Raw genomic sequence first — 14,218 nt, forward strand, 5'->3', positions numbered from 1 at the left:
GATTGAGATGAGTGGCGTAATTGTGCCTAAAATTGCTTATAACTTTGCTTATGAAATGCAGAATCTGGATTCTATGGTTTTTGGTGGGTTTGGTTTGGATTCTGCGTTTTGTGCGCCAGAATCTCCACGCTAGAATCTAAATCGTGTCGCAGAATCTACACACTAGAATCCACCGGCTAGAATCCACTTTGGCGCGCTTTAGATTCTGCCTTATTTTCGCCGCTTTTAGCAAAGATTCTAGCTAGATGAATAAACTATTCTTAGCTATTTAGACTTATAAAAGTTGATAAAGATAGACTAATATTTTTACTTTTTTAGCAATCTTTTTATATAAATGCTAATTTCATTTACTTTTCTGGGCTAAAATTCCCGCGTCGCATATCTAGTAAGCGAGGCACACCATGCATAAAAAAGACTTTTTGTTGCATCAGATGATAAAACAATATGTCAAATGCCAAGAGCCTATCGGTTCGGAGTCGCTGAAAGTTTGCTTGCAGGGCAAAATCTCAAGCGCTACGATTCGCAATTATTTCAAGATTCTAGGGCAAGAGGGCGTGGTGGTGCAGACGCATATTAGTAGCGGGCGCGTGCCTACGAGCCTTGCGCTGCGTAATTATTGGCGCGAGCAGCTAGACCCAAAAACGCTTATGCCACACATAGATTCTGCAAGTTTGCAAGCACTCTGCCAGCGCTTTGGCATCACTTGCGCTATCAAATCCTGCGCTCCACAAAAGCTCCTAAAGGTGCAAGGAGTGGAAGTGCAAGGGGTGAGAGCACAAGAAGTGCTAGCAAAAGAAGCGGGGGCACAAACGCAAAAAGATGTGGAGGCGCAAGCCCCAGAATCCACCCAAAAAGTGCTGGTGCTGGTGTTTGAGCGCGATTGTGTGGCGATACCTTTTGTGCCGAGTATGGCGCGCTTTTGCCAAGAGCTTATTGGCGTGCAGATACGAGACATACAAAAGATAGCCAAAGATGTCTGCGCCAAAAGCCTAAGCCAAGCGCTAAAAGCGTTTGATAGCGCTGGCAAGACGCAGTTTTTTGGCGTGGAGTTTTTGGGCGAGCTGCTTTCACAAAAGCCCCAAGTAGCGCTAGATGTGCTAAATGGCGATATGTTTAATACGCTAGATTATGCGGTGTTTTTCCCAGAATCTAGCGAGCATATCATCATCGCGCATGATGCGCTCTATCAGCAAGAGGCGGTGAAAATGCTTTGTGTGGGTAGGCTGTGTCAGGACTATGAGGGCTTCTATGAGGCGCTTGGGGAGGCACTGGGGCGCGCTGGCTAAAATCGCTAGATATGTCTATCTCAATAAAAAGGAGAAAAAATGGATTTCAATGAAAATAAAGAAAATGAAGCAAATCTGGATTCTCAAGCAGAATCTAGCGGAGAATCTAATAAAGCAGAATCGGCGGATTTTGTGGATTCTGGCGCACAAGATTCTAGCGCCAATGCAGAATCCAATGCAGAATCTAGCGGCGAAAACAGTCAAGATTCTAGCGACGAATCTAGCGCAGATTCCGCAGAATCCAAAGACTCAAGCGAGCTAGATTCTCTAAAGCTTGCTTACAAAGATTTGGAAGAGCGATATTTGCGCACGCACGCGGATTTTGAAAATGTCAAAAAACGCCTCGAGCGCGACAAAAATCAAGCCCTAGAATACGCGTATGAGAAAATCGCCAAAGATTTGCTCCCCATTCTTGATGCGCTAGATGGCGCAAAAGAAGCGGCGAAGGAAAATCCTGCCATCCTTGAAGGCGTCTCGCTGGTGCGCGAGAATCTAGCCAAAGTGCTAGCAAAGCATGGCGTGGAGGAGATAGCAGCGCAGGGCGAGTTTGATCCAAACTTGCATGAATGCGTGATGCAGATGGCAAAACCAGAAGTGCAAGAAGGGCATATCGCCCAAGTGCTGCAAACCGGCTACAAATACAAAGAGCGCACGCTGCGCCCTGCGATGGTAGCTGTGGCAAAAAATGGCTAAAACCAAATTTAACCCCAAAAGAAAGGATACAACATGTCAAAAGTAATCGGCATCGACTTAGGAACCACAAACTCCGCAATGAGCGTATATGAAGGCAACGAGGCAAAGGTAATCGCAAACAAAGAGGGCAAAAACACTACGCCCTCCATCGTGGCTTTTACTGACAAAGGCGAGATTCTAGTAGGCGAACCTGCCAAAAGACAAGCGGTGACAAACCCTAAGCGCACGATTTATTCTATCAAGCGCATCATGGGGCTTATGTTTAACGAAGAAAAGGCAAAAGAAGCAGAAAAGCGCCTGCCTTACAAAATCATCGATAGAAACGGCACTTGCGCGGTGGAAATAGATGACAAAATCTACACGCCTCAAGAGATTTCTGCAAAGATTCTCATGAAGCTAAAAGAGGATGCAGAAAGCTATCTAGGCGAAAGCGTGACAGAAGCGGTCATTACCGTCCCTGCGTATTTCAACGACTCTCAACGCAAAGCCACCAAAGAAGCTGGCACAATCGCAGGGCTAAATGTGCTAAGAATCATCAATGAGCCAACTTCAGCAGCGCTTGCCTATGGACTTGACAAAAAAGAATCTGAAAAGATTATGGTGTATGACCTAGGCGGCGGGACATTTGATGTCACTGTGCTTGAAACTGGCGATAATGTCGTAGAAGTGCTAGCGACTGGCGGAGATGCGTTCCTAGGCGGCGATGACTTTGATAATCGCATCATCGATTGGGCGGCAAAAGAGTTTAAAGATGAAAGTGGCATTGACATCAAAGGCGATGTGATGGCGCTCCAGCGCTTGAAAGATGCCGCAGAAAATGCCAAAAAAGAGCTCTCCTCCGCGCAAGAGACAGAAATCAACCTGCCATTTATCACCGCAGATGCAAGCGGTCCAAAACACTTGGTAAAAAAGCTCACTCGCGCGAAATTTGAAAGCCTCATCGATGATCTCATCGAAGAAACTATCAAAAAAATAGACTTCGTGATAAAAGATGCAGGACTTGGCAAAGGTGACATCAGCGAAGTGGTAATGGTAGGCGGCTCGACACGCATTCCAAAAGTGCAAGAGCGCGTGAAAGAATTTATCGGCAAAGAGCTAAACAAATCTGTGAATCCCGATGAAGTCGTGGCTGTGGGCGCTGCGATACAAGGCGGCGTATTGAAAGGCGATGTCAAAGATGTATTGCTACTAGATGTCACGCCGCTAAGCCTAGGTATCGAGACTGCGGGCGGAATCTGCACTAGAATAGTAGAGCGCGGCTCGACGATACCTACCAAGAAAACGCAGGTTTTCTCGACTTATGAGGACAATCAGCCAGCGGTTAGCATCAATGTATTGCAAGGTGAGCGCGAGCTGGCAAGGGATAATAAATCGCTTGGCAGATTTGATCTCACAGGAATCCCAGCAGCGCCTCGCGGTGTGCCACAAATCGAAGTGACATTTGACATCGATGCCAATGGAATCCTAACCGTGAGCGCCAAAGATAAAGCCAGCGGCAAATCACAAGATATCAAAATCACCGGCTCCAGCGGGCTATCTGATGCAGAAATCGAAAAAATGGTAAAAGACGCCGAGCTTCACAAAGAAGAAGACGCCAAGCGCAAAGGCGCGATAGAAGCGCGCAATATGGCGGATTCTCTAGTGTATCAGACAGAAAAAACGCTAGGCGAGATGAAAGACAAGCTAGAATCTAGCGATGTCGAGAAGATAAACGCAGCGCTTGAAGATCTCAAAGCCACGCTAAAAGATGACAACGCGACAAAAGAGCTTATCGAAGAGAAGACAAAAGCGCTCACTGAAGCAAGCCACAAGCTAGCCGAAGCGATGTATGCCAAAGATGCGGGCGCGCAACAAGCCAGCGGTAATGCCGGTGCGTCTAGCAAAAAGGGCAAAGATGATGATGTCATCGATGCTGAAGTGGAGTAAGCTAAGGCATTTTTAAACAAATATTCTAGAATCTGCGCAATGCAGATTCTAGGGACTTCGCACTACTTTTTACTTTTTACTTTTTACTTTTTACTTTTTTGTGGCGCACTTATTTTTACTTACACGCAGCATGCTTTTTGCCTGCGGATTTTATTTTGCTTATTGGTTTAAATACTGGCAGATAAGAGTGAGATAAATAAAAAGCAAGAGAATGTGACAAGACAAAATCTGATTTTAGATTCTAGTCATGTTTGGTATCGTATGAGGCGCAAAAAGCAAAATGCTTAATCGCGCCCAAATACGAGCAGTTTTTGTATAGCTTACGCAAGCTGTGCATTTGTCATCCATATCGCCTTTTCTAGCGATGCTAGCTTATCATCACAATATGACGCAGTCACGCGGTCATCATCTTTGTCCGCTAGCTTTGCGAGCGACTCGAAATCCTCATGCAGATGCTTATAAATTTTTAGCACCTCTTTTAGCACTTCTTTTGAAGTGAAGCTAGTTTTGCTTTCTTCTTTGATTTTGGTGAGTTTGAGCGCCTCTGCTAGCGTCACCACCGGCGTGCCATCAAGCTGGACGATGCGCTCTGCCAGATCATCAAACATATCCGCAAAATCATCATAAATGCCTTCAAGCGCCTTGTGTGCCGCTGGGAAATCGATACCGCGCACATTCCAGTGATAGTTATGCACCTTCATATAAAGCACGATGCTATCTGCTTGCAGCCTCCTTAGGTGCTCGATGACTTTTTCTGCCTTTTTTCCTTCTTTCATGTTGTCTCCTTGAAATATTGGGATGAATCATTCTAACAGCAAAAAGGTAATTTTAAGGCAAATGACGCGCTAAATTGTGCTTTTTTGGCGCGGTGGCTTACGATTTTACAAGTATTTTGTAGATTTTGCAGTGGCTGGCACTTGAAAGCAGGGCAAAATCGCACAAATCGCGCGCAATATTGTATAATCTCGCTTGATAAGCAGAATCTATTTTGCGCAGAGCATCAAAATCGGCGCAAAATCCAAATAAAGAGCCAAGATGTTAGATAATATTTTTGAGTTTTTGAGCGAGTTTTTGAAGCTGCATAGCGATGTGGTGCATAGCGTTTTGATATTGTGCGCGGTGTTTGTGGCGACGATTTGCACGCGCTTTTTGCCATTTTGGATTTTTGGCAGCAGGGAGATTCCACCATTTTTGGATTCTCTTGGCAAGCTGTTGCCCCCGGCGATGATTGGCATGATTTTGGTGTATTGTTTCAAATCTATCGAGCTCTCATCCGCGCCTTTTGGGCTAAATGAACTGCTAGGCGTGGCTATCGTGGCAGCCCTGTATCTCGCTAGCAAAATGGGCGTCATCGCTGTTATCGGAGGCACTATCTGCTATATGGCATTGGTGCAGACAAGCGCGCTTGAGGGGCTGTTTTAGCCTGCTTGGATTCTTGCTTTGTGATTTAAGATATACCACAAAATTATATGCATGCCATTCTAAATCTTATGCTTTTTAGATATTTTTTGTTTTCGGGTTTTGTAGAAGTTTTCTAGCAGTTGTAGTTCATTAGTACTAAAGCCGGCTTGCAGCCTGGCTTTTGTGTTTAGGATTTTGCCAGCCAAAATAAACTCATCGAAATCCGCGCATAATGCCAAAAATTGCTCCTCTGCAAAATTTAGCGCTTTGGAATCTGCGCTTGCCAAAGTTGCATTTGAAGTCACATGCAAAGTCGCATCGCAGTCGTTTGCCAAAGGCGTGCTATCAGAATCTACTTTTGGCATCGCCCTTGTCGCATTTGCGCTAAGTGCGTTACATCCCACATCCTCTATCGCAAATCGCCACCATCTATCGCCTTTATTTACATGGCTTATCTCATCGCGCAAAATCACGCCAAACACCTCTTCTATTTTGGAAAAAATTTGTTTGCCAAAAATTTGCTTGCCAAAAATCGGCGCGCCAATCTTGCTAGTGGCGTTGCTAGTGATATTTTTGAGTTTTGCTAGCACAAATGGATTGGCATCAAGCCCGCGCGCCTCAAGCCCCCTATGCACTACGCCCATGCGATGCGCGAGGCTAGAAGCTGTGCGCGCCATCGCATCATAAAGCCCAGCATGCGCGCTAAAATCGCCATATTTATAGCCAATCTCCGCGAGCACATCCGCAAGCAGCGAAAAATGCTCCATCTCCTCACGCGCCACTGCCAGCCAGTCCGCATAATACACCGCCGGCAAATGCCTAAAACGATACGCAGAATCCAGTGCCAGCGTGATAGCGCAAAACTCGATATGCGCGATAGAATGCAGCGTGCGCGCGGTGGCATCTAGCGGGCTGGTACCTTTGGCGCGGGTGAGTTTGCTGGGTGCTACGATGGGTGCTGGGGTGAAAAGATTTAGCCTAGTTTGCGGGGTGCTATCGTGCGCAAAGTATAGATTCTCTGATAAAAAGTCATCATAGAGCGAGTTGAAAAGCGATTTTTTGGTGGCGAAATCATCGCAAAATAGGACTTTTTCTAGTGTGGCGAAAAATTCTTTTTTGGCATTGTGGCGGGATTGATGAGTGTTTTTTGGTGGGTGGGCTGTTGTTTTGGGTGATTGGGCTGATTTCATCATTTGTTCTGTGTTTTTTGTCTGCTTGGTATTGTTGGAATTGCTTGTTTGGCTCATTGGAATCCCTTTTGGATTCTGGTATTTAAAAAGGCTTAGAATCTGGCTTATTGCGTTTTTATTGCATTCTCGGCACGCTCTTGGTGTGGCTTTGTATTTTTAAGATCCAAAAAAGCAATTTGGATTGCCTCGCGCGATAAGCCCGCCCCGCTCGCTATGGCGATAAAATGCAGAATCTAGTTTAATACCGCTCCATTGCGATGACGCCGCTTCGCACAATTTCTTTGGGGTTAAACTTGGCGAGCGCTTTTATGAGGCTTGTGATGCGGTGGGGCTTCTCGGTTGCTACGATGATTATATATTTTTCGTTGGCATTGGCGATTTTGCCATTATACGCGCGCGCGAGTGCCTCGATGCTGGCGAGATCTTCATCGATGCCGATTTTGATAAGCGCGGTCTCTTTTTCCAAAAAATCATCATCATCACTCACCTTTAGCACAGGGATTAGCTTGTGAAGCTGTTTGATGATTTGCTCTAGCACGCGCGCCTCGCCTTCTGTGGCAATCGTAACGCGCGAGAGATTAGAATCTGGGATGGGCGCTACGGTGAGTGATTCGATATTATACCCGCGCCCAGCAAAAAGCCCAGAAATGCGCGCTAGCACGCTATGCTCATTTATCACTGTTACGCTAATAATTTTTCTAGCCATTTTATCCTCCTGCGTTGTTTGCCTTGCTGGCACTCCAGAATCTAGCGCCACCAAAAATACAGCCAAAACTCGGCGTTTATTTTAATATCATCTTATCAAGCGATGAGCCGCCGGGCACCATTGGCAGCACGCTTTCAAACCTATCGATGACAACATCGATGAGGCACACTTTTTTAGATTCTAGCGCCTTTTTGAGCGCTGGGATAAACTCCTCTTTTTTCTCCACGCGAAAGCCCAGCCCGCCAAACGCCTCCGCGAGTGCGACAAAGTTTGGCTGCAGGCTCAAATCAGTATGCGAGAATCTATTCTCATAGAAAAATGTCTGCCACTGGCGCACCATGCCTAGATAGTTGTTGTTTAGGATGACATTTACCACCGGAATCTGGCACTCCACGCAAGTCATCAGCTCTTGGATATTCATCAAAATGCTGCCATCGCCGCTGATGTTTATGATGTGCTTGCTGGGATTTGCAAAATACGCGCCCATCGCCGCTGGGAAGCCAAAGCCCATCGTGCCTAGCCCCCCGCTTGTGAGAAACTCCCTAGGCGCGTTAAATGGATAAAATTGCGCCGCCCACATTTGATGCTGCCCCACATCAGTGGCGATTATCGCTTTATCGCGCAAAAGTGCGCCCATCTGCTCGATCGCCCATTGTGGCTTGATGCATTCATTAGAATCCTTGTAAAAAAGCGGATGTGCGCTCGCATAGCCCGCAAGATGTGCTCGCCACTCTTTATACCGCGCGCTATCAAGCTGGGCTGCCATATCTAGTAGCTCGCCACACACCATAAGCGCATCGCCCACGATTGGATAATCCACATCGATGATTTTGCCAATAGAGCTTGGGTCGATGTCGATGTGCGCGATTTTGGCGTTTTTGGCAAACTCGCTCACTTTTCCTGTGACGCGGTCATCAAAGCGCGCGCCAAAACATATCAGCAAATCGCACTCACACATCGCCATATTTGCAGCATAGCTACCATGCATGCCTACCATGCCAAGATTCAGCGCGTCATCGCTTCCTAGCACGCCGCGCGCCATGAGTGTCTCTACACTCGGCAAGCCCAAATGTCGCACAAAATCGCGCAGCTTCTCGCTAGCATTGCTCGCCACCACGCCCCCGCCGATATACACAAGCGGTTTTTTAGCGTCTTTTAGCGCATCGATTAGCTTTTTTACTTGGCGCTGGTTTGGCTTGGTGGTGGGCTTGTAGGTGGGGATATTTACCTCGCTAGGATAGATGAAATTCCCAATATTTGCTGAAATGTCTTTGGGGATGTCGATAAGCACTGGTCCATGCCGCCCGCTTTTTGCGATATAAAACGCCTCTTTGATGACGCGCGGCAAGTCTTTGATGTCTTTTAGCAAATAGTTGTGCTTGGTGCAGGGGCGCGAGATGCCCACAGCGTCTATCTCTTGGAATGCGTCTGTGCCGATTTGTGCCAGCGGCACCTGTCCGCTTATCACCACCAGCGGGATAGAATCCATATAGGCTGTGGCGATGCCTGTCACTGCATTGGTAAAGCCGGGACCTGAAGTGATGAGCGCTACGCCCACCTTCCCGCTCGCTCGCGCGTAGCCATCGGCGGCGTGTATCGCGGCTTGCTCGTGGCGGGTGAGAATGTGTTTGAAATAATCTTGCTTGTAGATTTCATCATAAATATTTAGCACCGCGCCGCCCGGGTAGCCAAATATCACCTCCACGCCCTCCAAATGCAGCGCCTCGATAAGCATCTGCGAACCATTCAACGCACCACTCATAAACTCTCCTTTATGCTGGCTTTAAGCTTTGTGCTTGTGCTTGTTGTAATCTTGGCAAATCGCCTGCCTTAAATCTTCCCTCTGCCCTATTCTGCGCTATTTTACCCTATTTTGCGCTACTTTGCCCTATTCTAACATTGGGGCTAATATCGCTAGAATCTTGCTTGTAAATACATTGATATATTGTAGAATCTAGTTATTGCTTGTATAAAAATCCGCGCAACCATAAAAATACCAGAATCTAGATTTTAGATTTTAGATTCTAAAAGTGCGGCGATAAATATTTGCGGCCTTATCGTCATATGCGCTATATGCGCTTTTGCGGCGCGCAAAGCCAAAATAAAGGCTTCCTAAAACCAAAGCGCTTAAAAAAGCAGAGCAGAATCCAAACGACTATAATCAGGCATCAATTCAAATGCCAACCAAATACCAAATCAATCAAGCGCCTTTTTTACGCCAATTTTATTTAACGCCCTTATCCTTTTCTTTAAACACCGCTTTTATACCTTCGCTTCCTTCATCGCCTTTTTTCTGCAGCACTAGGCTATCATTTTCGAGGCGAAAATCCACCGCGCTATCAGAGAAAAGCTTGATTAGCGTATCTTCTACCGCCATAGATTCTGGGTCGCAAAGCATACGCATCATGCCGGTGTTGCTGCTTTGTATTTGATTGTTGATGATTTTATGCGAGCCAAAAAACGAGTTACACCCCGCATTTCCATTAAACTTTTCTTTGTCTATGGTGACAAAAGCTTCTTTTTGTGTTTTTGAGATGTCGATATTTGCGCCATTATTGCTAAGGCTCACTAGATTCCAAGTATTATATACTTTGGAAGCATCATCGCCACAAGCCACAAAAAACATCGCCAAAACTCCTGCCAGCCCAGCACTTACTCCAGCTTTTGCCCCAGTTTTTATAGAAGCGATTAGAGATTTTTTCATTTTTTATCCTTAGATTCAAGGAGATTCAAAGCGCGCTTATTGCGCGATATCTGCTGGCTTTTTGGGATAGCAGAATCTATACCCGCGGCGGCGCACCGTCTCGATAGTCGCGATGCCTAGCGGTTTATCCATTTTTTGGCGGATTTGGTTTATCGCCACTTCTATCACATTTGGCGTGACGAGTTCTGGCTCTTCCCATATCGCATCTAGCAGCTGCTCTTTGGATACGATCTGATCTCTGTGGCGCGCGAGATGTGTAAGCACTTCAAAAGGCTTGCCTTTTACTTCGATCTCTCTGCCTTTGTAGGTGATTTTTTCTTCATCTGGGTTGATGACTAGATCATCTATCTCTATCGTGCTAGAGCCCCAAAATCTAAGCCTCGCCTCGATTCTCGCCGCAAGCACTGGAAACTCCAAAGGCTTAGCGATGAAGTCATCCGCGCCGCTTTTAAACGCCTCGACTTCTTGCTCCATTTTTGGCTTGTTTGCCAGCACGATGACAGGCACGCGCGGTGATTTTGCCTTGACTTCAGTGATGATGTCTAGCCCGCTGCCATCAGGAAGCTTGAGATGCGCTAGCACCAAATCATAATTGCGAATACTCACATAATACAAGCCATCTTTCAAGCTCTCCGCGATATCTGTCTGATAACCGCAAGCGTTCAATTCCTCGGCTATCTTTTGGCTCAAAGTCGCGTCATCTTCTACTACTAAAATACGCATGATCCTTCCTTCTGCTGTTTGTTTGGCTATCCCAAATTCAATCAAGCTAGCCATCTAGATTCTTGGTTGATTTGTGATTATCAAGTTTAAGCTGGCATTATAGCACAAAGTTTAAATACATTCAGCTATTTTTTATCAATTTTTTATATTTTTTAAAGAATTTGGAAAGAATTTGATAGGGGAGCGCAAAAAATCAGCACAAATGATGCATGGCGCCAAATAATATAAAGCGCGCGTCAAGTAATAAATCTAGCATATACATAAATCTCAAGTGCGTTTGGAATCTAAAAATCTAGCCACGCGCCCAGAATCCAGAATCCGCGCGCAAATAACGCATTTTGGCAAATTTATGCTTTGGCGTGAAACGCTTTTTGTCATTTGTGTAACGATTCATTTACTTTTTTGTTTAATAATTCCACCCAGCCGAGCCAAGCGCTCGGCTAAACGCATTAAGTTCATCTGTCTATATTCAGTTTATTGTGCGTTGCTCTCCTTTTTGTTTATTTTAACTCCTGAAAGCACCCTAGACACCCCTCCCCTTAAACTAGGGTGCTTGTTTTTTTGATCTATCTTCAAAAGCCAAAATACTAGAATCTAAAATAATCCGCTAAATAAAACTCTAAAGCAAATGCGCCAAAATCTAAAAATCAGAATCCAAAACACACAAAATGCAAAATCTACAAAACTAGATTCTGGCGCGCCAGAATCTAAAACGCACAAAAACCAACACCTCGCCAAACCAGCGCCCCAAAACCCCAGCGCTAGCTACAGATAATTCACCAGCGACATTTGATTGATTCTACTAGTAGAGCTCATCACCGCACTTAAATTTGTAGTGATATTGGTAAATTTATTATAAGTATCCGCGATGTCAGTGCCGATGTTTTGCCCTTTTAGCCCTTCGATTTGCGTTTTTAGGATTTCATGCCTTCTTATGACATTTTCAAAGCTCTTGCCATGCGAGCCATTGAGCGCGATGAGTTTTTCTATATGATCGCTTAGATGATCAAATGCGGTGATGCCATTTTGTATGCCTTTGTTACGCAGCGAGCCGCCATAGGTATCCGTCGCACCCGCGCGATATATGCCCTTTCTCACCGCATCTATCACCTCATCCACTTCTTTGAAAAAATTCACCTCTGGCGTGTCTATCGTCAAAGCATTATTAGCATTTAGGCGCAAAGAGTTTGTATTGCGCTTGGTTTTGGCATCGGAAAAATCGCTCGTGCTCGCATCATAAAACATCATATTCATACGCGTCGTAGAGCGCATTTTGTCTTGGATTTGGATTCTGCCATCAGGCGTCATTTGCATATCAAACATACCATAAGCACCCCTCAATAGCGCCAAATACGCATCTTTTGTCTCTTGCACCACGCCGCCTTTTGGCGGCTCGACAGCCCTATAAGAGGCATCATCTTGGTTGCTGTAATTTAGCGCGATACTCATCGCATCCATTAGCTGGCGATATGTGACATCATCAGGCTTTGTGATGCTTATGCCCGGCGGCTCATCAGTGGGGTTAAATAGCGGAATCGTATAGTCGCGCCCTTCGCCCACATTTGGCAGCAGCATATACGCGCCCGCTGGGTCAAACACGATGCGCGCTTCTATCATCATCCCATTCATATCATTTAGCTTAAGCATATATGACTGCCCTTCTATGCTAGCGCCCACGACATCTGAAAGCCTAGTTTCTGCATTGGCATAGCCACCGCCATTTGCTAGCACTTGCGACACGCCAGAAGTGATTTTTGAGCCTTCCACTTGGAAAAATGTGCGATCGTATTCGGTGTGATAATCTGTAGGCACACCATCTACAGGGTTGCCATTGGCATCAAGTGTGGTTAGTGTCATCGAGAATCCATGCTCGCCATTAAATGGCGGGTCTTTGAAGTCATGCGCCTCGTTGCTTACATTATTATCGATGACTGTCAAGCGCCCTTTGTTGATAAACACATCCAAATTCCCGCCAAAATGCTCTTTTATCGCATTTGTCAGCTCGCGCGTATCAGTGTCTTTGATGTTTATCGTAAGGAGTCCGGGCTGTTTGTCTGGATCGTTATTTATCTTGCCATCTGGCGTGTTTGGGCTAGTGCCACTTATCACAAGTGTCGAGACATTTGGTGGAAAAAGATCCTCTAGCTTTGTCGTCATTTCAGCGGTTTTGTTTTCTTTGGTGATGAAAAATGTCGGAATCTCGGTTTTTCTAAAATCGCTCCTATCTGTCACTGATGATATAGTAGAAGTGGCGCGATCAGTTAGATACCCGCTTTGGTTATACGCAGTGACGCGCGCGCCTGAAGTGATGAGCTCATCTGTATCATCCACATCCACATCGCTAGAAATCATATGAAAATCTATGCCAGATTTTCCGGGCTCTAGGTCTTTTATCTCGATTTGCCCCCAGTTGTTTAGCGTGACTTCTACGACTTTATTAAGCGCGGTGTTGCCATATTCTTTGCCGATACGATCTAGCAAATCCTGCACTTTTGTAGCCTGCGCTTCATTCTCATAGCCTTTATCCAGCGCAAACTTCGCTTTAAACACCGAGCCATCCGAGCGCACGCCACGCATATAAAAATACTCCACCTTATCATTTCTCGTGTCACTATCATCATTGCCTATAAGATCGCGCAGCGTGTCTGTGGGCTTGATATACACTTCTTCAGATAGATTGGTGCGGTTTGAGCTATCCATGATTCCGGGGTGTAGCTTTGATTGGTTTAGCATTTTTAGGTTTGTGGTGATGATGCGCTGCTTGTCAGAATCCCTGCCAAAAAACAGCTCCTGCCCAGTGATATTATAAGGCACAAGATTGTGCGAGCTCACAAGCACATTTAGCCTCTCATCATTGCCATAATAGTTGCCCTTCTCATCAAAAGGCGGATGATCCACCCTACTCCCAGCGAAAATAAAATTCCCGCCGATAGAAGTGTTTGCAAGGCTTAGAAAGTGCTTTTTGAGCCCTTCTAAGTCATTTGCTATCGCTTCGCGCGAGGCGGGCGAGTGTAAATCATTTGCTGCGTGGATGAGCTTGGTTTTGAACTGCACCATGGTTTCTGACAAATCCGAAAGTGTTTTATCTGTATTTAGCGTAGAGTTATGCGCATGCTCGGCTACATCCACACCTTGTGCAAGCGTGTTTATCTCGTTTTCAAAGCGTAGATTCTGGTTATACACGCTGGCATTTTGGTAGCCATATTGGATTTTTAGCCCAGAGGCGATTTGGGCATTTTTATCATTTAGCTTGTTTTGTAGCGTGTTTTGATAATGATTCATTTGGTTGTATTTTGTCCCAAATGTTATACGCATCAAATATCCTTATTTGTGGTGTTTTGGTTGTTTTGCAACTTTGTGGCTTGATGTTTGCTTTTGCTGCCTCGTTGCCTTGCGACTTTGTTGTCTTGTGGCTTCGCGGCTTTTGGCTAGAATCTAAATTTATGCCTTTTGGATTCTATATCGCCCAAACCCAAAAACTATGAAACCCAATAAACTTGCCAAGTAATAAGCAAAAAAAATGCCATATTTGCCAAGTTTTAATATAGGTCTTGATATGGGTTTTGATAATAGCACGCCAAAATAGATT

At 45.5% G+C, this 14,218-nt stretch carries 13 protein-coding genes; 6 read left to right on the forward strand and 7 right to left on the reverse strand.

Annotated features, from left to right (window positions below; genetic code table 11):
• The first annotated feature begins 7 nt into the window (after positions 1-7).
• The 4 genes from BKN38_RS11655 to dnaK all read left to right on the forward strand — a co-directional run bounded on the left by BKN38_RS11655 (position 8) and on the right by dnaK (position 3,905).
• A complete protein-coding gene (locus BKN38_RS11655; protein WP_256325518.1) occupies positions 8-133 on the forward strand; it encodes a hypothetical protein in 126 nt (41 codons plus the stop codon).
• Positions 134-401: 268 nt separating this feature from the next.
• Positions 402-1,286, forward strand: coding sequence for a hypothetical protein (locus BKN38_RS02760; RefSeq protein ID WP_066458614.1), 885 nt, complete (start codon positions 402-404; stop codon positions 1,284-1,286).
• A gap of 39 nt (positions 1,287-1,325) precedes the next feature.
• Positions 1,326-1,979: a nucleotide exchange factor GrpE gene (gene grpE, locus BKN38_RS02765; protein ID WP_082942709.1), complete on the forward strand. Its 654-nt coding sequence runs from the start codon at positions 1,326-1,328 to the stop codon at positions 1,977-1,979.
• 33 nt (positions 1,980-2,012) lie between these two features.
• Complete coding sequence (gene dnaK, locus BKN38_RS02770) at positions 2,013-3,905, forward strand: molecular chaperone DnaK (protein ID WP_066458611.1); 1,893 nt, start codon at positions 2,013-2,015, stop codon at positions 3,903-3,905.
• A gap of 320 nt (positions 3,906-4,225) precedes the next feature.
• Here dnaK and BKN38_RS02775 read toward each other — a convergent pair whose 3' ends face one another.
• Entirely contained in the window at positions 4,226-4,681 is a 456-nt protein-coding gene (locus BKN38_RS02775) for a DNA starvation/stationary phase protection protein (RefSeq protein ID WP_066458608.1), read from the reverse strand.
• 259 nt (positions 4,682-4,940) lie between these two features.
• Between BKN38_RS02775 and BKN38_RS02780 the strand changes: the two genes are divergently transcribed.
• A complete protein-coding gene (locus tag BKN38_RS02780) occupies positions 4,941-5,327 on the forward strand; it encodes a branched-chain amino acid transporter permease (RefSeq protein ID WP_082942708.1) in 387 nt (128 codons plus the stop codon).
• A gap of 59 nt (positions 5,328-5,386) precedes the next feature.
• Here the strand turns inward: BKN38_RS02780 and BKN38_RS02785 are convergent, their stop codons facing one another.
• The 5 genes from BKN38_RS02785 to hsrA form a co-directional block, all read right to left on the reverse strand.
• Positions 5,387-6,553 carry a ferritin-like domain-containing protein gene (locus BKN38_RS02785; RefSeq protein ID WP_066458605.1) on the reverse strand — a complete coding sequence of 389 codons (1,167 nt, stop codon included), beginning with the start codon at positions 6,551-6,553 and terminating at the stop codon, positions 5,387-5,389.
• A gap of 181 nt (positions 6,554-6,734) precedes the next feature.
• Entirely contained in the window at positions 6,735-7,202 is a 468-nt protein-coding gene (gene ilvN, locus BKN38_RS02790) for an acetolactate synthase small subunit (protein ID WP_066458655.1), read from the reverse strand.
• 76 nt (positions 7,203-7,278) lie between these two features.
• Positions 7,279-8,964, reverse strand: a complete 1,686-nt coding sequence (locus BKN38_RS02795; protein ID WP_066458603.1) for an acetolactate synthase large subunit — start codon at positions 8,962-8,964, stop codon at positions 7,279-7,281.
• Positions 8,965-9,426: 462 nt separating this feature from the next.
• Positions 9,427-9,906: an META domain-containing protein gene (locus tag BKN38_RS02800; protein ID WP_082942707.1), complete on the reverse strand. Its 480-nt coding sequence runs from the start codon at positions 9,904-9,906 to the stop codon at positions 9,427-9,429.
• A 36-nt stretch (positions 9,907-9,942) separates the two neighbouring features.
• Positions 9,943-10,629, reverse strand: coding sequence for a homeostatic response regulator transcription factor HsrA (gene hsrA / locus BKN38_RS02805; RefSeq protein WP_066458601.1), 687 nt, complete (start codon positions 10,627-10,629; stop codon positions 9,943-9,945).
• Between the two features lie 628 nt (positions 10,630-11,257).
• Here hsrA and BKN38_RS10960 point away from each other — a divergent pair.
• Positions 11,258-11,404 carry a hypothetical protein gene (locus tag BKN38_RS10960; protein WP_156528341.1) on the forward strand — a complete coding sequence of 49 codons (147 nt, stop codon included), beginning with the start codon at positions 11,258-11,260 and terminating at the stop codon, positions 11,402-11,404.
• On the opposite strand, the gene flgL is transcribed toward BKN38_RS10960, so the two are convergent.
• Positions 11,395-13,944: a flagellar hook-associated protein FlgL gene (gene flgL, locus BKN38_RS02810; RefSeq protein ID WP_066458597.1), complete on the reverse strand. Its 2,550-nt coding sequence runs from the start codon at positions 13,942-13,944 to the stop codon at positions 11,395-11,397. The genes BKN38_RS10960 and flgL overlap by 10 nt on opposite strands.
• Between the last annotated feature and the right edge of the window lie 274 nt (positions 13,945-14,218).

The sequence above is a fragment of the Helicobacter sp. CLO-3 genome, assembly GCF_001854545.1.
Taxonomy (GTDB): domain Bacteria; phylum Campylobacterota; class Campylobacteria; order Campylobacterales; family Helicobacteraceae; genus Helicobacter_B.